This window comes from Amycolatopsis sp. NPDC039088, assembly GCF_055598845.1.
Window position 1 is genome coordinate 68671 of record NZ_JBVKAE010000006.1, and the last position, 25290, is coordinate 93960.

Genomic DNA, 25290 nt, shown 5'->3' on the forward strand with positions numbered 1-25290 from the left:
TTTGCCTTACCCCTCAATAGAACACGAATCGCCACTCGCGACCCGCTGTGCCGACGCCGCGCAAACTGGCCAATCCGGACCCGTGCCGTGGCGCGCCACCTTCGCGTGGGCCTAGCGTTGACCGTCCACTATGTACTTCCCGCCTTGCAGGCGGCGGTCCTTCTCGTACGGGTCGATGGATGTCGGCTCCGAAGGCTTCCTCGGTTCGAGGCCCGTCCGGTCGGTCTTGCCCGCCTCCCCGGCCGCGCCTTCCACTTCCACCGTCTCGGGATTGGGGTCGATTTTTCGCCGGTTCTTGTTGGCGCTTTCCCAGTCGGAGAACAGCTTCTTGAGATCGTCCGAAAGTTCGCCGTCCGTTTTCGCGTAGGCTTCGGCCGCCTTCCTGAGCTGCTCACCGGCGAGGAGGAATCGAGCGCAGCTCGTCCGCATGAACTGTTCGACGGCGTCGCGGATCTCCAGTGTCGAGTCGTCGCCTGTGCAGGTCTGCCCGTCACGGCCCGCGAGGTGCCGGTCGGCGACATCGGCATGGGCGAGAATCCGCAGTTGTGCCGAATAGGCGTCGGCCGCTTCGAAACAGGCTTGCGCCACCCTCAGCAGGAAGTGGACCTCGACCCTGATCCCCTTGTACTTCGCGCGGTCGGTCTGGTTCGGCAGCGTGTTCGCCGTGAGGTCGTAGAGTTCGAGGTTGTAGCTGTGCACCCCCGCGATCGCCTTTTGCAGCGCCAGCACGTCCTCGCCGAAGTCGGCTTCGAGACCGGTCAGCGCGTTGTGTTCGTCTTGGATCGAGGTGGTGAGGCTCTGCAGGATGTCCTGGAGGGACATGGCGTTCCGCTCGTAGGTGCTGTCCCTGATGACCCCGCCGACGAAGCCGACCAGGGTGAGGACGGCGCCTGCCGGGCCGAGGGCCTGCCCTGCCGCCTTGTTGACGGTGCCGACGGTCTTGCTGAGTTTCGCCCCCGCGGCCAGCAGATTGGTCACGACCCCGTGGACCGCTTGCACCCGATCGACCTTCTCCAGGATCGAGTCCGCGGTGAAGGTCTTGAGGGTGATCTTTTCGTCCATCTTCTTGGTGGCCCAGTTGAGGCGTTTGATGATGTTGAGCCGGGTCACCTGGATCGTCGTGGCGCGCGTGGAGTACAGGGTGGACAGGCTGGCGAGGATGAGTGCCTGGTTCAGCATGGTCGGCGCGATCGAGGCGAAGAATCCGTCACGGAAGGCCTTGGCGGCGAGTCCGGTCCACTCGATGAACCATTCCTCGTTCTCGCTGGTCGTACCGTCCAGCCACTCGACGTTCCGGACGACCTCGCCCTGCCCGAGCAGTGCGGTCACCCGCCCGTTCTTGTCCTGGAAGCCGAGGTTGCCCGCGACGTTCAGGAACGTGTTGTGGGCGGCCTCCAGCTTCGAGAGGTCGGGGCCCTCCAGCTGCGGGACGAACTTGACGACTTCCTGGCGCCGGTTCCAGGCCAGCCGCTCGATCTGGGCCAGGTTCCGTTCGACATGGCACTCGACGTACTTCTGGGTCTGCGGATTCCAGCCCTGGCAATGGACGTCCTTGTAATGGCCGAGCATGCCGTCCTCGACCCAGGTCAGGTAGCCGCAGACATCGTCCGCGCCCGAGAGGTGGCCGTACGATTCGACCGGCCACTGCCAGGCCCAGGCCTCCGTCGAGCACGGGACGGCGGTCGAGAGATGCGTCATGGCGTCGACGGCGTCTTCCATCCAGCGCTTGGTGAGCGCCTTGTGGAAGTCGTCGATCGCGTCGTCGAGCATCTTCTTGTACTGGCTGAGGCTCAGATACCTGTCGGCCATGGCGGCCCCCGCTTCCCGCTCCCTGTGACAAAGTCAGGGGGAGTGTAACGGTGGCTCGGGTGATCGCGCGGCCGAAAAGCGAAAAGCCCGGACATCCCCATGTCCGGGCCCCTCACCTGATCCCCCTGTTCCCCTGTGCCCCCGGCCCCGGATCGCGTTCAGCCCGCTAAACGCGATCCGACTGCCGCCGCGTCCCCTGCGCGCGGCGGCAGCCCGCGTTCAGGAGTCTTCGGCCTGCTCCGGAGTCAGGAGCCACGCGGCGGCGTAGACGGGGATCGCGAATCCGGCGGTGAAGAACACGCTCGCCACGAGGGCGATGCGCAGGATCGCGGCGTCGACGCCGAGGTAGGCGGCCCAGCCGCCGGCGACGCCCGCGAGCATCTTGTCGGTGCGGCTGCGGTAGAGCTTCTTGGTGGCCTGGGGGGTGTACACGCTGTTGGTCATGGCTCAATGTTCGCCTCGGAACGACCCTTGGCGCATCGGGGAACGGCCCGGAGCCGACCCTGGAATGGAACCCCTGAGGGTCGGTAAAACCGGATGCCCGGCAGGCAACTCGGCGGGTACAACTTGCGTCGAGCCGCCGGACCACGTGATCGGCCTGAAGCGGTTCGAACAGTACATCTTCCGGACGCAGCCCGAAGGCGTCCGGTCGGGTCCCGGCGACCTCGACCTGACCGTCTACTCGCTGCGCAAGTGGCTCCGTCTCGCGCCGCGCGGGCCTGCGGTTCCTCGGCTACTCGCGTGCGCAGCGCGAACGGATGCTGGGGCTGCGTGGCGAGGCGGGGCGGCCGGAGCTGCCGGACGCCGAATGGGCCGACGCTTGGCTGGTGCACGCCTACCTCAGGGCGTGGAAAATGCCTTGATGACGATCAAGGCGAAGACACTCACCTTCGGAATCGCGGTGCTGACCGTGCTGGGAATCGGCACGGCCAGTGCCGCGCCCGAGGGGCATGGCGCACAGAGCAGGCTCGACGTCGTCCAAGCCCGCGGCGAGCTCCGCGTGTGCTCGACGGGGGACTACCGCCCGTTCACCTACCGGGACGCGGCCGGTGCGTGGAGCGGGATCGACATCGACCTCGCGGGTGACCTCGCGCAGCGGCTCGGTGTCCGGCTTCAGCTGGTGCAGACCACCTGGAAGGTGATCGCCGACGACGTGGGCCGGAAATGCGATCTGGCGATGGGCGGTGTTTCGGTCACGCTGGATCGCGCCAAGAAGGGTTTCTACACGGCTCCCTATCTTCGTGACGGCAAGACACCGATCACCTTGTGCGAGAACGAAAAGCGGTTCGCAACCCTGGAACAGATCGACCGGCCGGGGGTGCGGGTGATCGTGAATCCGGGCGGTACCAACGAACAGTTCGCCGACGCCAAGCTCAAGCAGGCGACCATCGTGCGGCATCCGGACAACAACACCATCTTCGCCGAGATCATGGCAGGCCGCGCCGACCTGATGATCACCGACGCCACCGAGACCCGTTGGCAGGCGAAGCAGAACCCGCGACTGTGCGCGGTGCACCCCGACGAGCCGTTCACCTTCTCGGAGAAGGCGTACCTCCTGCCGCGCGACGTCGTGTTCAAGGAATGGATCGACCAGTGGCTGCACCTGGCGCTGAACGACGGCACCTACGCGAGGATCGCTAAGCCTTGGCTCGGCTGAAATCGGTTTGAACCACTTTCGTTATCCGACCGTATCTCCAGATGTGGGTGAGGAGGAACCGGACCGGAGGAAACACGGATGACGAAGAGCGCCGGGAAACACCGCAAGCGCGCGACGATCGGCTTTGCGTCCGTACTCGGGGTGGCCGCCATCGCCGCGGTGATGTTCGCGGTGAGCACCCCGGACGGGCAAGCGGCGGAAAGCTGTCAGGGACTGGACACGGCCCTCCGGAACAACCTGAACTTCATCGACGGGCAGCAGGCGGACCCGGACGCCCTCTCCGCGGCGCGGATCGCGAACCGGCAGGCCGTGGTCGACCTCATCCAGCAGCGCCGCCAGGCGGCGGGGTGCACCGAGGACGTGCGGGCCGACGGTGGGAAGCAGGAGCAGAACGAGGCGGTCGAGCAGGGTGCGGCGGGCGGCGAGGTCGTCTGCCAGGGTTCCACGGTGACGCTGTCCGGCGAGGGTGGTGCACCGGCCGCGTCCAGCAGCGAGTTCCCGGAAGGCACCAAGCTGAAGGTGACGAACCTGGACAACGACAAGTCCACGACCGTCGAGGTCACCAGGGTCTCCGGCAGCTGCGCGCTCCTGAACGACGCGGCCTTCGAACAGGTCCGCGAACCAGGGAAGTTCTTGATCCGCCGCGCGGTCGTCGAGCGGGTCGGCTGAGACACCCGCACCGGTTCGGGGAAGACGCGGACGGATCCGGTGCGGCGGCGACACGAGTCCTCCTGGCGGCCCCTCGGCCAGGAGGACTCGTGTTCGTTTGTATCTCACTTGTACGCCCTTTCGGGACGCTTCTCACGAAACGCCGAGAAAGGACATCCGATGAGATTCAGACGAGTGGTCACCGCGGCCGCCACCGCGTTGCTGGGCATGGCCGGGCTGGCGATCACCGCGACGTCGGCCGAAGCCGCCGTCGGCCCGCGTCCCAACTTCCAGCTCCCGTTCCCCTGCAACCAGGTGTGGAACGGCGACAACGACAACAGCAGTGCGCACCGGGCGTACGAAATCGACTTCAACCGCGGTGGTTCCGCGGACGCGGACCTCGGCGACACGGTCGTCGCCGCGGCCGCCGGCAAGGTGGTCACCTCGGCGCACCAGGGTTCGGCGAACGGCTTCGGCAACCTGGTGAAGATCGACCACGGTGGGGGATGGTCGACCTACTACGCGCATCTGAAGGTCCGCTCGGTCGCGGCAGGCGCGCAGGTCGCGCAGGGCCAGAAGATCGGCGAGGTCGGCAACACCTCCAAGCCGGGCAACAACATCAGCCCCCACCTGCACTACGAAGTCCGCACCAACGACGCCTCGTGGCCGGACAACATCAAGCCCGCCTACTTCAACGGCGTGAAATTCGGCTACCCCAACGCCAACGTGACTTCGAAGAACACCTGCAGCGGCACCGGGAACCCCAACCCGTACGACGCCGTCGAGGTGTGCGGCGACGACTACAAGGTGATCGACTCGCAGGCCCTCGGCAGCGCCGGGACCGCGTACCTGCTGTACAACGGCACGACCAAGGCCAACTGCGTCACCACCATCAAGGCGACGTCGGTCGGCACCGGCAGCGCGGTTTCGGCCTTCCTCGAAGTGGAAGGTTCGGCACGGAAGACCGACTCCGGCAGCTTCGAGTACTACGCCGGTCCGGTGAGCGCGGCCGCCGGCGCCAAGTGCGTCAGGTGGGGCGGTTCGGCCGGCTCCGTCAGCTACGAATCCCCGCTGGAGCACTGCGGCTGATCTTGCGACGAGTGCCATGAAAGGTCCTTTCCTCGCGAATTTCGCAAGGAAAGGACCTTTCATGGCGTCGGGAGGTGGGCGCGGACGCGAGTGAAGCGGGCTTCCCAGGCCGACCGGACGTCCGGAGAAGCGGCGTGCGCGGAGAACAGATCCGGTTCCGGCGCCTGGCGTGGGACCGGCAGGTGACCGTCCACAGGGGACAGTGAAGCGCCGCAGACATCCCCGGTCAGCAACGACATCGTGCCCAGTCCGCACGCGAAGTCCAAAGTGGGCAGTGCGCCCGCGAGCGCCAGTCCGGCGGCGAGCCCGACGCTCGTTTCGACGGCGGAGGACACCACGCACGGCAGACCGCAGGCTTCGGCGACCTCCAGCGCGCGCCGGACCCCGCCCAGCGGCGCGACCTTCAGCACCGCCACGTCGGCGGCCCCCGCCACGGCCACCTTGAGCGGGTCCTCGGCCCGGCGGATGGATTCGTCGGCGGCGATCCGGACCTCGACCCGGCGCCGGACGTCGGCCAGTTCCCCGATCGACGGGCACGGCTGCTCGACGTATTCCAGGCCGCCCGCCGCGCGGTCCAGTTCCCCGATGGCCTTGACCGCGGTGTCCACGTCCCAGGCCATGTTCGCGTCGACGCGGACCGCGCCCGACGGGCCCAGCGCGGCACGCACCGCCTCCACCCGGGCGCAGTCCTCGGCGAGGCTCACCCTCGGGTCGGCGACCTTCACCTTCGCGGTGCGGCAGCCCGACGCGGAGACGAGTTCGTACGCCTTGCCCGGCGACACCACCGGGACGGTCGCGTTCACCTCGACGCTGTCCCGCACCGGTGACGGCCATCCGCGCTCGCTCGCCTCCAGCGCGGACGCGAGCCACGGCGCGCTTTCGGCGTCCGAGTAGTCGGAGAACGGGCAGAACTCGCCCCAGCCCGCTTCACCGTGGATCAGCAGTCCTTCACGGACCGTGATGCCGCGGAACCGCGTGCGCAGGGGGATCGCGTAGACGTCCATCGACGCCGATCATGCCACCGCCTCGATCGCGTGCCGTTTCGCCCGATCCCGGACAGAATGAGCGACGTGGCACTCGACTTTCGCGTGCTGGGGCCCACCGAGGTCACGGCGGACGGGCTGCCGGTGCCCCTTGGCGGCAGCAGACCGCTCATCGTGCTGGCCGGCCTCCTGCTGCGCGCGAACAGCGTGGTGCCGGTCGAGGAACTGAGCCGCTGGCTGTGGCCCGACGACCGGCGGCGGTCCAAAGGTGCCTTGCAGACCTACATCCTGCGGGTCCGGCGCGCGCTCGGCGACGAGGTCACCATCCGCACCGAACGCGGCGGCTACCTGCTCGAACTCGACGAGAACCTGCTCGACCTCGCCCGCTTCCGCGCGCTCGCCTCGGCGGGAGCGAGCGCCGCGCGAGACGGCGACCTGCGTCAAGCCGCGGCGAAATTCGCCGCCGCGCTGTCCGAATGGCGCGGCCCGGCGCTGCAGAATGTCCATTCCGAAGCGCTGCTTCGGGACGAAGCCGACCAGCTGAGTGAGGAGCGTCTTCGCGTCCGTGAGCAGTGGGCCGACGCGCTCATCGCCCTCGGCGATCACGCCACCGTCGTTCCCGAGCTGACCAGGCTGTGCCGCGAGCATCCGCTGCGGGAGCGGCTGCACGAACAGCTGATGATCGCGCTGTACCGCTCGGGCAGGCAGGCCGAGGCGCTCAACGTCTACCGCCGGATCGGCTCGGTGCTGGCCGAAGAGCTCGGCCTGGACCCCGGCGCCTCACTGCAGCGCGCGCACCTGGCGATCCTGACCGGCGAAGAGTCCGTCGAGACCACATTGGACTCCGAGCTGACGCGGTATCGCCTCGGCGCCGAGCCGCTGATCCCGCGCCAGCTTCCGACGGATCTCCGGGTCTTCTCCGGCCGCCAGCGCGATATCAAGGCACTGCACGAACTGGTCCCGGAGGCGCTCGACACCGAGAGATCGACGCCCATCGCGTCGATCGAAGGCATGGGCGGCATCGGCAAGACGACGCTCGCCGTCCATTTCGCGCACGAGGTCGGCGAGCAGTTCCCCGGCGGGCAGGTGTACCTCAACCTGCGCGGATACGGCCCCGGTGACCGGGTCGAACCCGCGACCGCGCTCGAAACGATGCTCGTCTCGGTCGGTGTCCCGGCAGACCGGATCCCCGCCGACGTCGACGGCCGCGCGGCCACCTGGCGTACCTACAGCGCCGGCCGCCGGATGCTGATCCTGCTCGACAACGCCGCGAGCACCGAGCAGGTCCGGCCGCTGCTGCCCGGCCCCGGCTGCCTGGTGGTGGTGACCAGCCGCTGGCAGTTGCAGGCGCTCGTGGCGACCCATGGCGCGCGCCGCGTCGCGCTGGAGGAGCTGCCGGACGAGGACGCGATCGCCCTCGTCGCTTCGACGATCGGGCTGGACCGGGTCACCGAGGATCCCGAGGCCGCCGAACGGTTCGTCCGGTACTGCGGCGGTCTGCCGCTGGCCATCCGGATCCTCGCCGTGCGGGCGGCGCAGTTCCCGGACCTCGCACTCCGGGAGTTCGTCCGGCTGCTCGACACCGAACAGGACAGACTGGGCTCGTTCGACCTCGCCGACGGCGACGAGACGAACATCCGGGCCGTCTTCTCGTATTCGTACCGGGCGCTCGACGAACGCGCCGCGCGGATGCTGCGGCTGCTCGGCCTGCTCACCGGCGGCGACTTCAGCGCGCCCGCGGCCGCGGCGGTGGCCGGGGCCGACATCACGGAAGCGCACGAAGACCTGGCGAAACTGGCTTCCGCGCACCTGATCGCGCGGTCCAGGCCCGGCCGGTACCAGTTCCACGACCTCATCCGCGCGTACGCGGCCGAACTTTCGGCGAAGGTGGACGGGCCCGAAGTGTGGGCCGAGGTGCTGGACAGACTGCTCCACGCGTCGCTGGCGTCGGCGTTGAACGCGTCCCGGCTCTTGCGGCCGCAACGGCACTACCGGGTCATCGAGCCCGGACGTTTCGACGGCGCGGGGGTGAAGTTCGGCCATTACGACCAGGCTCTGGACTGGTTCGACGAGGAGTGCGGCAACCTCATCGCCGTAGTGAACGTCGCGTACCGGGAACGGCGGCACCGGGACTGCTGGCGGCTGGCGTGGCTCCTGCAGTCGTTCTTCATCGTGCGGGCACGGCTGGAGGACTGGCGCTCGGTGTTCGACGTCGCCTTGCGTGCCGCGCGCGAAGCGGGGGACCGGACCGGTGAGGCCGTGATACTGAGCGGGCTCGGCGTCGCTTGCGGCGTGGGCCGCCAGTACGAGGACAGCGTCGGCTATCTGAAGCAGGTGGTCGAACTGCAGCGGCAGCTCGGCGACCGCGAGGGTGAGGCGCGTGCCCTGTACAACCTCACGCTGGCCAGCCGGAACTGTGAGAGCTCCCAGGTCGCGTGGGAGTTCGGGACCGAGGCTCTGCGGTGCATCCGGGAGTACAACGTCGGCGACGGCATGGAGGCCGACGCGCTGCAGGCGCTCGGAGACATCTGTACCGACGACGGACGGCATGAGCAGGCGCTGGAGCTCGCCGACCGGGCGCTGGCCCTGCGGGCGCACGCCCTGCCGGACGAGGCCCGATTCGCCTTGCACACCAAGGGAATCGCGCTCGTCGGACTCGGCAGGAGCGACGAGGGCATCGCCTGCATGCGGCGGGCCGTCGAGATGTTCTTCGCCCACGGCGAGCTCTACGAGGCGGCCGACGTGCTGGCCCAGCTCGGCGGAATCCTTCTGCGGCACGGTGATCCCTCGGCGGCGCGTGACTGCTGGCTGCGTTCGGTCCGGGTGCTGACCGAGCTTTCGCATCCGGACGCCGAGGACGTCCGGACGAAACTGGCCTCGCTCGTGGGCGACGGGGTCAGAACAGAGCAGGATTGGTGAGGCACGGGCGCCCGGCGTGCCGACCCCCAGTCGCAGCACGCGAGTACGCCCGTGACCTCATGCCTCACTTAACAGCACACCGCTCACTGTGCGCTGACTGTGCAGCGTGAGCGGCTCACGCCAGGAGATTCGCCAGCGTGATGGCGTTCTTCGGTGCCTCGACCTTGACGTCGTTGTCGAAGTAGACGTATGTGTCGCGATCCCAGCGTTCGATCTTGCGGGCCCACTCTTCGAGGACCTTGTCGCTGTACCCGCTGACGTACAGCTCCTCGTCGCCGTGCAGGCGGACGTAGGCGAACTCGTCACTCGTCATCTCTTCGACGAACGGGAATTTGCCCGCGGTGTCGGCGACCACTAGCGCGATGCCGTGCTCGCGGAACAGTTCGAGGCTTTCCGGCTCGGCGAAACTCGGATGCCGTACTTCGACGGCGTGCCGGAGCTTCCGGCGCGGTTTCGGGTCGGTGTGCGGTTCGCCCTTGAGTTTGTCGTCGTGTTCGCGCGCGAGCTTGGCGGCGGCGTGGCTGGTGCGCGGCAACAGCTTGAAGAACTTCTCGACGCGTTCGGCGTCGAACGCCAGCCGTGGTGGCAGTTGCCAGAGGAACGGTCCCAGCTTCCTGCCGAGCGCCAGCACCCCGGACGCGAAGAAGTTCGCCAGCGGCGTCTCGACGTCACGCAGCTGCTTCATATGCGTGATGAAGCGGCCGCCCTTCACAGCGAAGACGAAGTCGTCCGGTGTCTGCTCGACCCACGCGCGGTATCGCTCGGGACGCTGCAGCGAGTAGAACGAGCCGTTGATCTCCGCCGAGTTCATCCGGCTGGACAGGTATTCCAGCTCGCGCCGCTGCACCAGGCCGCGAGGGTAGAAGTCCCCGCGCCACGGCGGATAGCGCCAGCCCGAGGTACCGATCCTGATCTCGGCGACGTCGATCACCACCTTTCCGCGCTGCGGTGATTCCCCCTCTCTATCCGGCGCAAACGCCCGCTCAGGCCCACGAGAACCGCCACCGGCGGGTCTGGACGAGGCTGGAGGCGAACTCGCGCAGATTGCCCGGCTGGCCGGCGAACGAGGGCAGGCAGAACGAGCGATGCTCGGCGGCGACCGTGAGCGCGCGGCCCTGGGTGCGCGGCGGCGCGGCCACCGACAGCTCCATCGAGTCGAAGCCCAGCACCGTGAGCGTCGCGCCGAAGCGGTCTTCCCAGCTGCGCAGGACCGCGGAGAGCTCGTGGACCTGGTCGGTCGCCTTGATCATGCCCGTCCAGCCCAGGATCGCCGGGATGTCGGCGGGCCGTTCGGTCTGCACCAGCGCGAGCCGGTGCGGGGCGCGCGCGGCCAGGATCGACCCCGTGTTGCCCGCCTCGGCCAGCGGATCCGCCCGGCGCGACGGACGGCGGGCGAGACCGGGGAACTTCGCGCCGAACGGGCGCAGGCAGGCGCCGTCACAGCACGACGTGTCCCACCAGCGGGCCAGCACCTCGGCCGGGTCCACCGAGGCGATCCGGTGGTCGGCCGGGGCGAGCCTGCCGCGGTCGTCGATCCAGTCCTCGCCGTTGGCCGCGAACCGCTGGTCGTGCGGGATCAGCACCGGCCACAGCCCGGAGCGGTCGAACTCCGCGACGCAGCCGGTGTAGCGCTCCGGCCTGGCCAAAGGCAGATCCGAAACCCAGATCCGGCCATGCCATCGGCCGGGCGGCAGGGTCTGGACGGGCGGCGTGCCTTGGCGGAACGGTGCGATCGTCATCGGCTTCCCCTCGAACTGGTGTTCGGTCAACTCTACCCGAACACTAGTTCGAAGCACCGACAGTTTTCGATACCCCGTTCGCGGGACCCGCCCACAGGATCGCGTTTAGCGGGCTAAACGCGACGCGTCACAGGGGGCGGAGCAGGTCGTCCGCGTCCACGATCCGGTACGCGTAGCCCTGTTCGGCCAGGAAGCGCTGCCGGTGCGCCGCGTACTCCGTGTCGACGGTGTCCCGGGAGACGACCGAGTAGAAGTGCGCCTGCCGTCCGTCGCCCTTCGGCCGCAGCAGGCGTCCGAGGCGCTGCGCCTCCTCCTGCCGCGAGCCGAACGTGCCGGAGATCTGGATCGCCACCGACGCCTCCGGCAGATCGATCGAGAAGTTCGCGACCTTCGACACGACGAGCGTCTTGATCTCCCCGCGCCGGAACTCGTCGAACAGCTTTTCGCGTTCCTTGTTCCGTGTCGCGCCCTGGATCACCGGCGCGTCCAGTTCGTCGCCGATCATCTCCAGCTGATCGAGGTAGGCCCCGATGACCAGCGTCGGCTCGCCGGGATGCCGGTCGACCAGCGACTTGATCACCTTTGTCTTGGTGTCCGCGGTCGCCGCCAGCTTGTACCGCTCCTCGGCCTCGGCCGTCGCATACGCGAGCCGCTCGGCGTCGGTCAGCGTCACCCGGACCTCGGTGCATTCCGCCGGTGCGATCCAGCCCTGCGCCTCGATGTCACGCCAGGGGACGTCGTACCGCTTCGGGCCGATCAGGGAGAACACGTCGCCCTCGCGGCCGTCCTCGCGCACCAGGGTCGCGGTCAGCCCGAGCCGCCGCCGCGACTGCAGGTCCGCGGTCATCCGGAAGACCGGCGCGGGCAGCAGGTGGACCTCGTCGTAGACCACCAGGCCCCAGTCACGCGAGTCGAACAGGTCGAGATGCCGGTACTCGCCCTTGGTCTTGCGCGTGACCACCTGGTACGTCGCGATGGTGACCGGCCGGATCTCCTTCTTCTCGCCGGAGTACTCGCCGATCTCCTCCTCGGTCAGCGAGGTCCGCGCGATGAGTTCCCGCTTCCACTGCCGCCCGGCGACGGTGTTCGTCACCAGGATCAGCGTCGTCGCCTTCGCGTGCGCCATGGCCGCGGCGCCGACCAGCGTCTTGCCCGCGCCGCAGGGCAGCACCACGACGCCGGACCCACCGGCCCAGAACGCCTCGGCGGCCTTGCGCTGGTAGTCACGCAGCTCCCAGTCGGCCTCGTCGAGTTCGATCGGATGCGCCTCACCGTCGACGTAGCCGGCGAGGTCCTCCGCGGGCCAGCCGACCTTCAGCAACGCCTGCTTGAGCCGACCGCGTTCGGACGGATGCACGATGACGGTGTCCTCGTCGATCCGCGCGCCCAGCATCGGGCTGATCTTCTTGTGTCGGAGGATCTCCTCCAGCACCGCGCGGTCGATGGTCGACATGACCAGGCCGTGCGCCGGGTGGTTGGCGATCTGCAGCCGCCCGAACCGGCCCATCGTGTCCACGATGTCGATGAGCAGGGGCTGGGGGACGGGGAACCGCGAGTACGTCGTCAGCGCGTCGACGACCTGTTCGGCGTCGTGGCCGGCCGCACGGGCGTTCCACAACGCCAGCGGCGTGATCCGGTAGGTGTGGACGTGCTCGGGCGCGCGTTCCAGTTCGGCGAACGGCGCGATGGCGATCCGCGCGTCGTCGGCCTGGCTGTTGTCGACCTCGAGGAGCACGGTCTTGTCGGACTGGACGATCAGCGGGCCATCGGTCACCTTCCCTTTATACGTTCCGGCCACACCGGCTCCCGTCGCGGCACCGCTGGTGGAAGGATGGACGCCAGGTGACTGGAGGGGACCTTGACGACTACACCGACCGGCGGCGCGCCCGAATACGACCCGTTCACCGCGCCCGCCCTGCCGCAGGCGCCCTCGATGCCGGAGGTGGGGCCGCCGACGCCGTTCCCCAAGCCGCCGCCGATCAGCGTCCTGGCCAAGGTCTCGATCGTGCTGGGCGTCGTCGCCGCGCTGGGCCTGGGGAGCCTGGCCGCATGGGGGATCTCACAGGCGGGCCGGTTCTCCTCGGTGGAGGCGGGCAAATGCCTGTACCTGACCGACGAGGCGGGTGGCACCCAGAGCTACACGACGGCCAGTTGCACGTCGAGCCGCGCGACCTTCCGCATCGACGACGTCCGCACCGGCTCGTCCGAATGCCGTGGCTCGGACTACGTCCAGTTCGAGCTGTACGGCGGTTCTTCCAGCCGGAAGGCCGAAAAGACGCTCTGCCTGGCGCTGAACGTCGAGACCGGGGACTGCCTGCGCGACGTCGTCCACGAGACGCGGATCGCGAAGGTCCGCTGCACCGACATCGGCGCGGAGGCGCGGGTGCTCGTGATGCGGGGATCCTCGGAGAGCGTCTGCTCGTCGGACGACACCGCGCTGCACTACTCCGGGCCGCCCGAGCGCACTGTGTGCCTGCGGCCGACCGGGGAGAACATCTAGCGCGGCACCATCGCCTGGACGTCGAGCCGCGCTCCGATCATCCCGGAGTTGTGCATCAGGTCGGCGACGCGTTGCAGCCGGATGCCGTTGAGGGAGACCGGGTACGTGCCGAGTGAGATCAGCGACGCCGTGGTCCGGTCGATGTCGGAGAACGTCGGCAGCGCGTCGCGGACGATGGCCGGGTCGCCCGCCCGCACCTGCGCTTCGCCGAGCACCTTCCGGAAGGCCGTGAGCGTGCGCGTGTTGCCCTGGCCGAAGGCGCCGGTCGAGACGTAGGACGACATCGGGAAGTCCAGTGTCGCGCCGCGTGCGCCGTCGGCGAGGATGCTCGCGCCGAGTTCCTTCTCGGCCCTGGTGATGTACGGCTCGATCATCCAGGCCGCGTCCGCGTCGCCTGCCTGCAGCGCCTGCGGCATCCGGTCGAACGCGTGCTGCTTGAACTGAATCCTGTTCACGTCGACGCCCGCGGTGCCGAGTACCGCGCGGGCCGCGAGCACGCCGACGTCGTCGAGCATGTTCACCGCGATCTTCGGTGACTTCTTCTGCGTCGGTTCGGTGTACGCGGAGCCGGGGAGTGTGACGAGCGCCATGGTGTTGCGGCCCGCGGTGTAGGCCTCGCCCTGCAACTGCAGTGCCGTCCCGGCCGCGGCGGCGCGGAAGATGGAGACGTCGCTGGCGAACGCGATGTCGATCTCGCCCGCGGAAAGTTTGGCGATCGCCTGGTCGGCAGGGGTGTCGACGAGGGTCACGGCAAGACCGGCGGCGGTGAACTTCCCGCCGGCGACGGCGACCCTCAACGGAGCCGTGTCGATGGGGCTTCCGACGCCGACACGCAGTTCGGTCCGTTCGAGCGGGGCGTCGGAACCGCGGTCACCACCGGAAAACACTCCGCAACCGGCCATCGCCAGCAGAGCTCCTACCAGCGGAATCGCCAAGACGCGCATCATCGCCACCGCTCACCTACCGAGAGAATGTGCTCCTCCTTCTGGATCGTATGGTCCGGGCCCCATACGATCGCGTGCGGGAGACGCCGGATTGCGCGGCTTTCGATCGTTCTCGAACCTTGTTACTCTACAGTAGGTTCGGGCTCTCGTCCCCGATGTCAGCCATGGGAAAGGGTCCCGTGGTGGGAAAAGGAAACCAGGTGGCCCGTCGCGACAAGCGTCCCCGTGGGGGCGACGCGGCGGAACGGCATCCCCGTGTCGGAGGACGCTGGCGGCTGCGGAACTGGCACCTGCGTACCAAACTCTTCGTGGTGCTGCTGATCCCCGCGCTCGCGGTGGTCGCCCTCGTCGGGCTCCGGGTCAACTCGGATCTGCGCGATGCCCGGCAGCTGGCCGAATTCGCCACCCGCGGCCGGGTCGACAGCACCGTCGCCGAAGCGGTGCATCAGCTTCAGCGCGAACGAGACCTCACCGTCCGGTTCGTGGCGGGCGATCGCAAGGGCGACGTCTCCGAACTGACCGAGCAGCGCAAGCGCGTCGACGATGCCATCGGCACGTTCGATCGCACGCTCGGCGAGAGCAAGAGCAGGCTCGACGACAAGGCCGCGACCAGTCTGCAGCTCACCAGTGACCGGTTGCGTGTGCTCACCGGACTGCGGTTTTCCGCGGAACACTCCGCATTTCCCGCCGACGCGGTCCTGCGCTCCTACAGCGAACTGATCTCCGGTCTGCTCGACATCAGCGATTCCACCGCCGCCGACGTGTCCGATCCGGACCTCGGGAAGCTGCGTCTCGCGGGCAACGCGCTCGCGCGGGTCAAGGACCAGATGTCGGTCAAACGCGCGATCATGGCGGCCGCGCTCGCACAGGGCAGCCTCAACCGGGACCGGACGCGCGCACTGCTCGGCGCGGAGGCCGAACTCGCCGCCGCCCGCAACGACTACCGCACCTTCGCGACTCCCGAACAACAACGGATGTACGACGACACGGTGATCGGCCTGATCGTCGACATCGGCAACGACATGGTGGAATCGGCGCTCATCCGCGCCGAGAACGACCAGGGGCTCGGCGGGCTGGACCCGAACCAGTGGGACACCGCCGCCACGTACACGGTCAATCTGGCCCACCAGGTGCAGCAGGCGGTGCTCGTCCAGTTGCAGGAACGCACGGACACCCTTGCCGCACAAGCGAGAACGTCCGCGATCTGGGACGGCGGCATCGTGCTCGCGGTGCTCGTCGTCGCAGGGGTGCTGTCGGTGATCATCGCGCGTTCGCTGTTGCGGCCGCTGAGGATCCTGCGCCGCAGCGCGCTCCAGGTCGCCGAACACCAGTTGCCCGCGGCCGTCGAAGGTCTGCTCAGCGATCCCGAGCCGCAGCCGGAGAACCTGCGACGACGGCTGGCCGTCGCGCCGGTCCCGGTCTTCAGCCGGGAGGAACTCGGTCAGGTGGCGCGGGCGTTCGACGCGGTGCACGGCGAGGCCGTCCGGCTGGCCGGGGAACAGGCCATGCTGCGGGAGAACATCAACGCGATGTTCGTGAACCTGTCGCAGCGGAGCCAGGATCTCGTCGAGCGGCAGCTTTCCGTGCTGGACCGCATGGAGGCCGACGAACAGGATCCCGACACCCTCGCCGGCCTCTTCGAACTCGACCACCTCGCGACGCGGATGCGGCGCAACAGCGAGAACCTGCTGGTGCTCTCCGGAACCGACGTCGTCCGCGAGGACAGCGGCGCGGTCGTCGCCGACGAGATCATCGGCGCGGCGCTTTCGGAGGTCGAGCACTACCAGCGCATCGAACTCGGTGCGGCACCGCGGATCGCGGTACGCGGCGAGGCCGTGAACGACCTCGTGCACGTGGTCTCCGAGTTGCTGGAGAACGCGACCCGCTACTCGGACCAGAGCACGATGGTGCAGGTCGAGGGGCACACCACCGAACGCGGCGAATGGCAGATCGAGATCACCGACCACGGCGCCGGGATGCCGCAGGCCGAGATCGACCGGACCAACGCGCGGCTGGCGAATCCGCCGGACGTCGACGTCGAGGTTTCGCGGCGGATGGGCCTGTTCGTGGTCGCGACGCTGGCCGTCCGGCATCGCATCGACGTCCGGCTGAGGTCGGCCGACGGTGGCGGGATCACCGCGGTGGTCGTCGTGCCGGCCGGGCTCATCGTCGAAGCGCCGCAGCCCGCTCCGATGCCGGAACCATCGCCCGCCGCCGTGGTGCCCGAGCCGGAACCCGAACCACCGTTGGAAGTCCCGCCGCTGCCCGAGCCGGAGGAAAGCGCCGAGGAGTCGCGGTTCGCGCCCGTGCTGGACGCCGGGCCGCCGCGGCGCGCGCCCGTCGTCGAACGCGAGACCGCGCCGGAGTGGCCGTCTTCGGACGACGACGCGGGCAACCACCTCGAACTGGACTCGCCGACCGAGCGGATGCCGAAGTACCAGAGCGTGCTTTCGCAGTGGTTCGACCACGGCGGCCCGCGCGAAGGGCCTTCGCCCGCCGAACCCGGCCCGCCGTCCCTGCCCTCGTTCGAGCCGGTGAAGGCGGCTGAAGAGGCTGCCGCCGTCGATGAAACCACCCAGGATCCGGACGAGCCGACCGAGCCGACGCTGAAGCCGGTGACACCGAAGGAAAAGGCGCCGGAACCCGAGCCCGCGCCGGATCCCGAGCCTGAGCCCGCCTGGCCGACGTCCGCCGAGCTGGAGCAGGAGGACGGCGCGGAGGACACTTGGCCGGTGCTGCCCGCCGTAGTTCCCGAAGCGCGGTCGCAGGACGACAGGCCGGAGAAGCCGCGAGGGGAGAGGCCGATACTCTCACTTTCCCCTGAAGCGGTCCGCGAACGGATGACCAGCCTGCAAGGCGGGTTCCGGCGCGGTCGCCACGCCCGGGGTGAAGACAACCCCTCGGCTTAAGCGAATTGGAAGGTCCATGAGTTCGAAAACCGGCCTGCTGGAAGTGATCGCGCTGACCGCGGCGGACGCGGAGCGCGCACAGGATGGCGGGGCCGATCGCCTCGAACTGGTCAGCGACATGGCCAGCGACGGACTTTCGCCGTCGGTCGAGACGCTGCGTGACGTACTCGCCGCCACCGACCTCCCGGTGCGGGTCATGCTGCGCGACAACCTGTCCTTCGCGGCCGGCGACCTCGACGAGCTCCGCGCGGACACCGGCCGGCTGATCGACGCGGGCGCACGGGAGTTCGTCTTCGGTTTCCTGGACATGGACAGCGAAATCGACATCGACGCCTGCGAGACGCTGGCCAAGGAACTCGACGGTCTGCCGTGGACGTTCCACCGGGCCATCGACCGCGCACGGGATCCGCTGCGCGCCTACGACCAGCTCGCCGCGCTCGGCTGCGACACGGTGCTCGCGGCCGGGCATCCGCACGGGGTCGCGCACGGCCTTTCGGTACTGCAGCGGCTCGCCCGCCGATCGGACGGTCCGCGGCTGCTGGTCGGTGGCGGTCTGCGGGCACAGCAGGTGCATCTGCTGCGGGCGGGCGGGGTGCGTGAGTTCCACGTCGGCAGCGCGGTCCGGCCGGGCGGCTGGGAGTCCGATGTGGACGTCGCGGCCGTTCGCGAATGGGCGGCGCTGGTCAAGGACTAGGCCGGACGCGGGGGGTCAGGTCCAGACCACATACGGTGATTTGACGGTTGCATCTTCAACCACCGGGATCGGACCGGCTAGCGTGGGGGCATGGCTATCCGCACCGTACGTGACGCGACCAGGGAACTGTTGCGTGAACTGGGCCTGACCACGGTCTTCGGCAATCCCGGGACGACAGAGATCGCCTTCCTCACGGATTGGCCGGACGACTTCACCTACGTCCTCGCGCTCCATGAGGCGTCCGTCGTCGCGATGGCCGACGGGTACGCGCGCGCGTCACGGCGGCCGGTGCTGGTCAACCTGCATTCCGCGGGCGGGGTCGGCCACGCGCTGGGCCACGTCTTCACCGCCTACCGCAACAACGCCCCGCTGATCATCGTCGCCGGCCAGCAGACCCGGTCACTGCTGCCGGACGAACCGTTCCTCGGTGCCGTCGAAGCAACGAATTTCCCCAAGCCGTACGTCAAGTGGAGCTGTGAACCGGCCAGCGCCGAGGACGTCCCGGCGGCGCTGGCGCGGGCGTATCACATGGCGACGCAGGCACCCATGGGTCCGGTGTTCGTCTCGGTGCCCGTCGACGACTGGGACGTCGAGACCACGAAGCCCATCATCTCCCGGCCGCGGATCCCCGGCTTCGCGCCCGACCCGTCCGTTTTGGACGAACTGGTGTCCGCATTGGACGCCGCCGAGCGCCCGGCGATCGTGGTCGGCGCGGGCGTCGACGACGACGCCGCGGTGCCGGACGTCGTCGAACTGGCCGAGAAGGTGGGCGCCGGGGTCTGGGCGTCGCCGATGGCCGCCCGCTGTTCCTTCCCCGAGAACCACCCGCAGTTCTTCGGTTTCCTGCAGCCGGAACGGAAATCGGTCGCGAACGCGCTGACCGAGCACGACCTCGTGGTCGTCATCGGCGCCCCGGCGTTCACCTATCACGTGTACCGGGGCGAGTCGGAGATTTCGCTGCCGCCGCTGTTCCTGGTCAGCGACGACGACCAGATCCTGGCCAGGGCCGCGGTGGGTACCGGGATCCGCGCGACCCCGAAGCTCGCGATCCGCGCGCTGCTGGCCCGCGCCGCGCCGCGGGAAGCACCGAAACCCCGTACCCGGTTGGAAAAGCCCGCCGCGGTCACCCCCATCGCGCCGGACTTCGCCTACGCCACGATCGCGGAAGTCCTGCCGGACAACGCGATCGTCGTCGAAGAGACGCCCAGCCACCGCAACGAACTGCACGACCACCTGCCGATCACGGCCACCGACACGGGTTTTCTCACCGTCGCCAGCGGCACCCTCGGCTACGGTCTCCCGGCCGCCGTCGGCGCGGCGCTGGCCCGCCCGGACCGCAAGGTCGTCGCCATCCTCGGCGACGGGTCGAGCATGTACTGCGTCCAGGCCCTGTGGACGGCGGCGCAGCACAACCTGCCGATCACGTTCGTGATCTTCGACAATGCGCAGTATGCCGCCGTGCGCATCCTCGGCGAGGCGGCGGGCGGCGAGAAGGTGCCGGGCGTCGACCTCGGCGGCATCGATTTCCCCGCGCTGGCGAAGAGTCTCGGCCTGCGGACGTCGGTCGTCGAGCGCGCCGAGGACCTCAAGCCCACGCTGGAGGCCGCGCTGCCGGACGAGCGGCCCCATCTGGTGCACGTCCGCATCGACGCGAACCCGCGCAAGCTGTACTGAGCGCGCCAGGAAAGGCTCTTTTCTTGCAAAATTTGCAAGAAAAGGTCCTTTCATGGCGCCCGTAGGGGCCACCTGGGCTCCGGGGGCTCCGGGGCTCCGAACACGGTCGTGAGTGCTACGCGTGGTCTGCGGCTTTGCTCGCGGGAAGTACATGATGGCTCCCTTCCTTGCGCCTAGCGCAGTGATGGGGGCCTTCATGTACTGGGGAACGCGTGAAGGGGGCCTTCACGCGCAGCCGTTGTGACTGGTGGTGCTGCTGAGACTTGTGATGGTCTTCCCGATGGGTGAGGGGAACTTCGAGGGACTCTGGGTCCCTCAAGGAGTCCTTCACGGCATAGCGACCAGCGACCAGCGACCAGCGGGGCTTCAGCTCTTCGTACGGGCCTCGGCAGCGGCGTCCTGCTGCGCCAGTTCGTATTCGGCGGCGTCGGCAGCGGCAGTAACCGCCTCGGGAGCGCCGCCGTGCAGCAGTCGCGCAACCTCACCGCGCAGCGTCACGAACTCGGAGGACTCGCGCGTGGTGATCTGGTCCCGTTCCGCGGGCAGCCCCACCGGCAGGTCCGCGACGATCGTGGCGGGCGACTTCGACAGCACCAGCACCCGGTCCGACAGGTAGACGCTCTCGTCGATGTCGTGCGTGACCACGAGAACCGTGCTCCCGTTCTCACGCTGCACACGCCGGGTGAGGTCCTCGAGCTCGAACCGCGTCTGCGCGTCGACCGACGCGAACGGCTCGTCCATCAGCAGCAGGGCGGGACGGCTCGCGAGCGCCCGCGCGATCGACACACGCTGCTGCATACCGCCCGAGAGCTGCCACGGGAACTTCGAGCCGACGCCGGACAGGCCGACCGACTCCAGCGCCTCCTGCGCCCGCGTACGCCGCTCCGAGCGGCTCAAGTTACGCCACCGCAGGGGAAACTCGACGTTCTTCGCGACCGAGAGCCAGGGGAACAGCGAGCGGCTGTAGTCCTGGAACACCACGGCCAGATCCTCCGGCACACCGGAGACGTCGTCGCCGTGCAGGCTGACCCGGCCGGACGTCGGCTTGATCAGCCCGGCGATGCAACGCAGCAGCGTCGACTTGCCGCAGCCCGACGGGCCCACGATGCTCGCGAGCTGACCGGCTTCCACGGTGAACGACAGGTCGTTGACCGCGACGTGCGCCTTTTCTCCCGCGCCGTACCGGTGGTTCAGCCCGGAGACTTCGAGCATGGTTGACATCTTGCTGACCCTTCGAAAGAAAGACTAGATACGGCCGTTGCGGGTGGGCTGCCAGCGAAGCACTCTCTGCTCCACCGCGAGGAAGGCCGCGTTGAACCCGAAGCCGAGCAGGCCCAGCAGGACCAGCCACGACCACATGAGCGGGAAGTCGAACGCCTGCTGGGCGTCCATCAGTGACCGGCCGATGCCGTTGTAGGAGCCGACCAGTTCCGAGATCACCATCAGCAGCAGGGAAATGGACAGGCTCAGCCGCAGACCCGCGAAGATCTTCGGCCCGGCGGCCGGCAGGACGACCGAGCGCACCCAGTACGACCGAGGGGTCCGGAACGACTTCGCGGTGTCGACCTTCACCTGGTCGACCGACCGGACGCCGTCGACGGTGTTGAGCAGCACCGGCCAGATTGCGCCGAAGATGATCGACCCGGTCTGCATCCCCGGCCCGAGTCCGAAAAGGACGATGAACACCGGGATCAGCGCGGGCGGCGGCACCGAGCGGAAGAAGGCGAAAAGCGGGCCGACGTAGTCCATCCCGGTCTTGGACCGTCCTAACGCGACACCCAGCGCGACGCCGACGACGCCCGCGAGTAGCCAGCCGCCGAGCGTCCGGCCGAGACTCGGCAGGACGTTGTCGAACACGGTGTCGGTCAAGAACAGCTGGGACGCCGGACCGCTGAACCACAGCTTCACCGAGGTGGCCATGATTTCGGACGGCGGCGGGAAGAACGGGCTCTCCGCGAGCCGGGTCGACAGCTCCCAGATCCCGACCAGCGCGAAGAACAGCAGCCAGTTGCGGACCAGGATGCCGATGCCCCGGCCGACGCGCCTGCCGACGCGGCTGGACAGCGTGAGGGTCGTCACGAGACAGCCTCCCGATCGACCGTGCTCCAGCGGAAGACCCGCCTGCCGATCATTTCCAGCCCGCCGTTGATGAGGAAGCCGAGTACGCCGACCACCACGGTGCCGGCGAGCACGAGGTCGAACCTGGTGGAACCGGTACTGGCCTGCATGATGAAGTTGCCGATGCCGAGTTTGGCGCCGGCCAGGAACTCGGTGCTGACCACCGCGATCAGCGCGATGTTGGCGGACAGCCGGACCCCGGTGAACACGAACGGCGCGGTATGCGGCAGCGCCACCGACGTCATCGTCCGGAACTTGCCGGTACCGCAGGCTTTCGCGGTTTCCATCAGCACGGGGTCGATCTCGCCGAGCGCGTAGATCGTGTTGAACATGATCGGCCACAACGAGGCGTACACGGCGAGCGTGATCTTCGCTTCGGGGCCGCCACCGATCAGCAGGAGCACCAGCGGGATCAGCGCGACGGCGGGGATCGGCCGCAGGAACTCGATGATCACCGCGGTCGCGGTGCGCAGCCCGGGGACGCTGCCCAGCAGCAGCCCCGCGGGTACGGCGACGGCGACCGCGATGAGCAGGGCGATCGCCCACGCGAGGAACGTGGCGATCAGGTCGCGGATGAACTGCACCTCGCCGAACTGTTCGAAGATCGTCACGAGGACGACGGACGGCGGGGGGAGGAACTCTTTGCGGACCAGGCCGGCCTGGACGATCACTTCCCAGATGAGGAAGAAACCGGCCAGACCGGCCAGGGCACGGAGAAGTCGTGGCACCTTTACCTTTATCCAGCTTGAGGGGCGAGCATCGGAGCGGCGTCGAGCTTCGCGGTCAGCACGCCGGTCTGCAGCAGCAGGTCCGGCACGCGCTGCAGGCGACGGGGGTCCAGGGTGGCCCCGAACGTCGGCAGCGTGAGCAGTGACGCGGTCTCGGCGTCGACCTTGGCGTACTTCACGATCAGCGGTTCGATCTTGGAGCGGTCGGCCGAATCACGCACGGCTTTGGCCAGCGCACGCTGGAACGCCGCGAGGGTCTTCGGGTTCTTGTCCACGAAGGAGCCGAGAGCACCGAAGCCGGCCAGGGGGAAGTCCTGGGTGGCACCGGTCGCGATGTCGACGACCGGGGTCGCGCCCGCGACCTTGGAGGCCTGTGTCAGGAACGGCTCGGGCAGGTAGCCCGCGTCGACCTGACCCGACGCGAGCGCGGCGGCGATGTTGGGCAGCGCCATCGGCACCCACTGGACCTTGCTGGTGTCGACGCCGTGGTCCTTCATCACCGAGACGGTGAGCAGGTGGGAGGCGGTGTTCTTGTCGGTGATCGCGATCTTCTTGCCCGCGAGGTCGTTGATCGTCTTGACCGGCGACCTCGGGACGGTGACCACCGCGTTGCTCTTCGGGCTGGCCGACACGGAGTCGGCGACGAGCCGGATGTCGGCCGCGCCCTTGCTCTTCGCGACGAAGAACGGCATGTAGGTGGAGAAGGCGATGTCGACCTCGCCACCGATCATCTTGGTCATCGACGCCTGACCACTGGGGGCGTCGACGGCTTCGACCTCGAGACCCTCGGCCTTGAAGTAGCCGCCTTCCTGCGCCAGGCGCAGCGGTGCGAGGTCGACGACCGGCAGCAGGGCCACCTTGATCTTCGGCTTCTCCAGCGCGCCGTCGCCACCGGACGCTTTGGACGAGTCATCGCCTCCGAGGGCACCACAGGCGCCCAACGTGGCCAGCATGAGCGCGCTCAGCGCGACACCGATGGCACCCCGTCCCCTGCGTGCACCACTCTTGCTCATGGCGTTTCGAAACAAAGCCAGCTCCTCGGAAACAATGAATCACCGTTTGGGGTTTCATCCGTGTCTTGGCTTTATTTCGCCAGGCACGCGGTCACCTTAGAGATTTGCCCACCCGCTCACAATGGGTGTCGTGAGCGGGTGATCATTTTAGGCCATTCGCCCTATTACCTGATCACCCGCTTGGACATCGCTACTTTTAGTGATCGAATTTCGGGTGAAACGACAATTCGAGGTAACCGCGAGTCATCAACTGGTGGTCTGCGGCGCGATCATCGGGCCGACGTCGATCTTGGTCTGGATGGCGCCCATCTGCAGCAGCAGGTCCGGGACCCGCTGGATCCGGCGGGGGTCCAGGGTGGACTGGAAGGTCAGCAGCGTGGTCAGCGCCGCGGTGTCCTGGTCGATCTTGGCGTACTTGACCAGCAGCGGCTCGATCTTGGAGCGGTCCGCCGCGTCCCGGGTGGCCTTCTGCATGGCGCGCTGGAAGGCGGCCACGGTCTTCGGGTTCTCCGAGACGAACTTGCCGAGCGAGCCGTAACCCGCGGTGGGGAAGTCCTGGGTGGCGCCGGTGGCGGTGTCCACGACCGGGACGGTGCCCGCCTGCTTCGCGGTCTGGGTGATGAACGGCTCGGTCAGGAAGCCGGCGTCGATGTCGCCGTTCTTGAGCGCGTTCCCGATGTTCGGCAGGGGGACCGGCACCCACTGGACCTTGCTGGCGTCGACGCCGTGGTCCTTCATGACCGATTTGGACAGCGTGTCGGACACCGTGTTCGGCGCGGTGATGCCGATCTTCTTGCCTGCCAGGTCGGCGACGCTCTTCACCGACGACGTCGGCAGTGTGACCAGCATCGTGCTCTTCGGGCCCGCGGAGGAGGCGTCCGCGACCAGCTTGATGTCCGCGGTGCCCTTGCTCGCCGCGATGAAGAACGGCGTGTAGCTCGCGTACGCGATGTCGACCTCGCCGCCGATCAGCTTGGTCAGCGAGACCTGACCGGTCGCCGCTTCGATGGCCTCGACGTCGAGGCCTTCGTTCTTGAAGTAGCCGCCGTCCTGCGCGAGCCGCAGCGGGGCCAGGTCGATGGTCGACATCACCGCGACCTTGATCTTCGACTTCTCGAGGTTCCCCGAGCCGCCGGAAGAGGACGAGTCGTCTCCGCCGAGCAGGCCGCAGCCGCTGATCGATACCGAAACGACGGCCGCCATCGCGAAGGCGAGGGCTCCACGCCTACCCCGGCTGACGCTCAAGGCCTTCTTCGAGCTTGCAGAGCCAAGCAAGTGATGCTCCTGATCAAGGGAGGGACACGTGATGACGTGGCCGGATGCGGAATTCGGAAGGGACTCTTTGTCGAGTCACGGGCCCACTGTAGAGAACGGACACAGCGCTCACAATGGGTGGTCATCCGATGATCCCAAGTGGTAACGATCACCCGAACAGGTTGTTTGTCAGAAGTGAACACAACGGGGCGTGTTCACCTCCGTGGGTCCTTTGCCAACTGAGTGGCTTTAGGTCAAGACCCGTACGGTGCTTCTCTTCGGTCTTGTCCGAAGGGTTACATCTGGGCCTGCCGTTCGCTACCCTCATGCACCGGTAGTGAGGTGTGGACCACTGATGTAGTGAAAGAGAGTGCCTTGGATGGCCGAACGCTCTGGACCTTTCCCGAGGTGCAAGGCACTCTGTGTCGAACACGGTGAACACGACCGTGGTTCACTGGTGCGTACTCGCGCACTGGCGGGTTAGGCCGAAAAGACCAATGACGCCAGGCGGGATTTCGGCCAAGTGCACCTGAGAGACTGCGTCGAAGACGACCCCCTCATTCGGAGGAGCGACCATCCCTGCCGGGCGGCAGGAGTGTGCGGGTAGTGGTC

20 protein-coding genes are annotated in these 25290 nt (G+C 68.1%); 8 read left to right on the forward strand and 12 right to left on the reverse strand.

Annotation, left to right across the window (positions count from 1 at the left end; genetic code table 11):
- Positions 1 to 111: 111 nt before the first annotated feature.
- Complete coding sequence (locus tag ACZ7KI_RS09665; protein WP_470272731.1) at positions 112 to 1809, reverse strand: hypothetical protein; 1698 nt, start codon at positions 1807 to 1809, stop codon at positions 112 to 114.
- Between the two features lie 219 nt (positions 1810 to 2028).
- Positions 2029 to 2253, reverse strand: coding sequence for a PspC domain-containing protein (locus ACZ7KI_RS09670; protein ID WP_061985027.1), 225 nt, complete (start codon positions 2251 to 2253; stop codon positions 2029 to 2031).
- 418 nt (positions 2254 to 2671) lie between these two features.
- Between ACZ7KI_RS09670 and ACZ7KI_RS09675 the strand changes: the two genes are divergently transcribed.
- The 3 genes from ACZ7KI_RS09675 to ACZ7KI_RS09685 all read left to right on the forward strand — a co-directional run bounded on the left by ACZ7KI_RS09675 (position 2672) and on the right by ACZ7KI_RS09685 (position 5203).
- Positions 2672 to 3466, forward strand: a complete 795-nt coding sequence (locus tag ACZ7KI_RS09675; RefSeq protein WP_470272732.1) for a transporter substrate-binding domain-containing protein — start codon at positions 2672 to 2674, stop codon at positions 3464 to 3466.
- A gap of 78 nt (positions 3467 to 3544) precedes the next feature.
- Positions 3545 to 4135, forward strand: coding sequence for an RlpA-like double-psi beta-barrel domain-containing protein (locus ACZ7KI_RS09680; RefSeq protein WP_470272733.1), 591 nt, complete (start codon positions 3545 to 3547; stop codon positions 4133 to 4135).
- 159 nt (positions 4136 to 4294) lie between these two features.
- The gene (locus ACZ7KI_RS09685) at positions 4295 to 5203 is read left to right on the forward strand and encodes a M23 family metallopeptidase (RefSeq protein ID WP_470272734.1); all 909 of its coding nucleotides are present in this window, start codon (positions 4295 to 4297) and stop codon (positions 5201 to 5203) included.
- A 59-nt stretch (positions 5204 to 5262) separates the two neighbouring features.
- Here ACZ7KI_RS09685 and ACZ7KI_RS09690 read toward each other — a convergent pair whose 3' ends face one another.
- Positions 5263 to 6207: an o-succinylbenzoate synthase gene (locus tag ACZ7KI_RS09690; protein ID WP_470272735.1), complete on the reverse strand. Its 945-nt coding sequence runs from the start codon at positions 6205 to 6207 to the stop codon at positions 5263 to 5265.
- A gap of 66 nt (positions 6208 to 6273) precedes the next feature.
- Between ACZ7KI_RS09690 and ACZ7KI_RS09695 the strand changes: the two genes are divergently transcribed.
- The gene (locus ACZ7KI_RS09695; RefSeq protein WP_470272736.1) at positions 6274 to 9105 is read left to right on the forward strand and encodes an AfsR/SARP family transcriptional regulator; all 2832 of its coding nucleotides are present in this window, start codon (positions 6274 to 6276) and stop codon (positions 9103 to 9105) included.
- A 115-nt stretch (positions 9106 to 9220) separates the two neighbouring features.
- Here the strand turns inward: ACZ7KI_RS09695 and ACZ7KI_RS09700 are convergent, their stop codons facing one another.
- From ACZ7KI_RS09700 to ACZ7KI_RS09710, 3 genes are all read right to left on the reverse strand, one after another.
- Entirely contained in the window at positions 9221 to 10036 is an 816-nt protein-coding gene (locus ACZ7KI_RS09700; RefSeq protein WP_470272737.1) for a DUF72 domain-containing protein, read from the reverse strand.
- A 52-nt stretch (positions 10037 to 10088) separates the two neighbouring features.
- Positions 10089 to 10844 carry a DUF4253 domain-containing protein gene (locus tag ACZ7KI_RS09705; RefSeq protein WP_470272738.1) on the reverse strand — a complete coding sequence of 252 codons (756 nt, stop codon included), beginning with the start codon at positions 10842 to 10844 and terminating at the stop codon, positions 10089 to 10091.
- 127 nt (positions 10845 to 10971) lie between these two features.
- On the reverse strand, positions 10972 to 12618 hold the full coding sequence (locus ACZ7KI_RS09710; protein ID WP_470272907.1) for a DNA repair helicase XPB: 1647 nt from the start codon (positions 12616 to 12618) through the stop codon (positions 10972 to 10974).
- 84 nt (positions 12619 to 12702) lie between these two features.
- Between ACZ7KI_RS09710 and ACZ7KI_RS09715 the strand changes: the two genes are divergently transcribed.
- Positions 12703 to 13344 carry an LppU/SCO3897 family protein gene (locus tag ACZ7KI_RS09715; RefSeq protein WP_470272739.1) on the forward strand — a complete coding sequence of 214 codons (642 nt, stop codon included), beginning with the start codon at positions 12703 to 12705 and terminating at the stop codon, positions 13342 to 13344.
- Here ACZ7KI_RS09715 and ACZ7KI_RS09720 read toward each other — a convergent pair.
- Entirely contained in the window at positions 13341 to 14297 is a 957-nt protein-coding gene (locus ACZ7KI_RS09720; RefSeq protein ID WP_470272740.1) for an ABC transporter substrate-binding protein, read from the reverse strand. The two genes, ACZ7KI_RS09715 and ACZ7KI_RS09720, sit on opposite strands and share 4 nt — an antisense overlap.
- Before the next feature lie 191 nt (positions 14298 to 14488).
- On the opposite strand from ACZ7KI_RS09720, the gene ACZ7KI_RS09725 reads away from it, so the two are divergent.
- From ACZ7KI_RS09725 to mdlC, 3 genes are all read left to right on the forward strand, one after another.
- Positions 14489 to 17197, forward strand: a complete 2709-nt coding sequence (locus ACZ7KI_RS09725; RefSeq protein WP_470272741.1) for a sensor histidine kinase — start codon at positions 14489 to 14491, stop codon at positions 17195 to 17197.
- Between the two features lie 16 nt (positions 17198 to 17213).
- The gene (locus ACZ7KI_RS09730; RefSeq protein WP_470272742.1) at positions 17214 to 17891 is read left to right on the forward strand and encodes a copper homeostasis protein CutC; all 678 of its coding nucleotides are present in this window, start codon (positions 17214 to 17216) and stop codon (positions 17889 to 17891) included.
- Positions 17892 to 17981: 90 nt separating this feature from the next.
- On the forward strand, positions 17982 to 19565 hold the full coding sequence (mdlC, locus tag ACZ7KI_RS09735; protein ID WP_470272743.1) for a benzoylformate decarboxylase: 1584 nt from the start codon (positions 17982 to 17984) through the stop codon (positions 19563 to 19565).
- Between the two features lie 366 nt (positions 19566 to 19931).
- On the opposite strand, the gene ACZ7KI_RS09740 is transcribed toward mdlC, so the two are convergent.
- The 5 genes from ACZ7KI_RS09740 to ACZ7KI_RS09760 all read right to left on the reverse strand — a co-directional run bounded on the left by ACZ7KI_RS09740 (position 19932) and on the right by ACZ7KI_RS09760 (position 24627).
- Complete coding sequence (locus ACZ7KI_RS09740) at positions 19932 to 20786, reverse strand: ABC transporter ATP-binding protein (RefSeq protein ID WP_470272744.1); 855 nt, start codon at positions 20784 to 20786, stop codon at positions 19932 to 19934.
- 24 nt (positions 20787 to 20810) lie between these two features.
- Positions 20811 to 21644, reverse strand: coding sequence for an ABC transporter permease (locus tag ACZ7KI_RS09745; protein WP_470272745.1), 834 nt, complete (start codon positions 21642 to 21644; stop codon positions 20811 to 20813).
- Positions 21641 to 22411, reverse strand: coding sequence for an ABC transporter permease (locus ACZ7KI_RS09750; RefSeq protein ID WP_465502378.1), 771 nt, complete (start codon positions 22409 to 22411; stop codon positions 21641 to 21643). The genes ACZ7KI_RS09745 and ACZ7KI_RS09750 overlap by 4 nt, the downstream gene beginning before the upstream one ends.
- Positions 22412 to 22419: 8 nt before the next feature.
- Complete coding sequence (locus ACZ7KI_RS09755) at positions 22420 to 23424, reverse strand: ABC transporter substrate-binding protein (RefSeq protein WP_470272746.1); 1005 nt, start codon at positions 23422 to 23424, stop codon at positions 22420 to 22422.
- Between the two features lie 246 nt (positions 23425 to 23670).
- A complete protein-coding gene (locus ACZ7KI_RS09760; protein WP_470272908.1) occupies positions 23671 to 24627 on the reverse strand; it encodes an ABC transporter substrate-binding protein in 957 nt (318 codons plus the stop codon).
- Between the last annotated feature and the right edge of the window lie 663 nt (positions 24628 to 25290).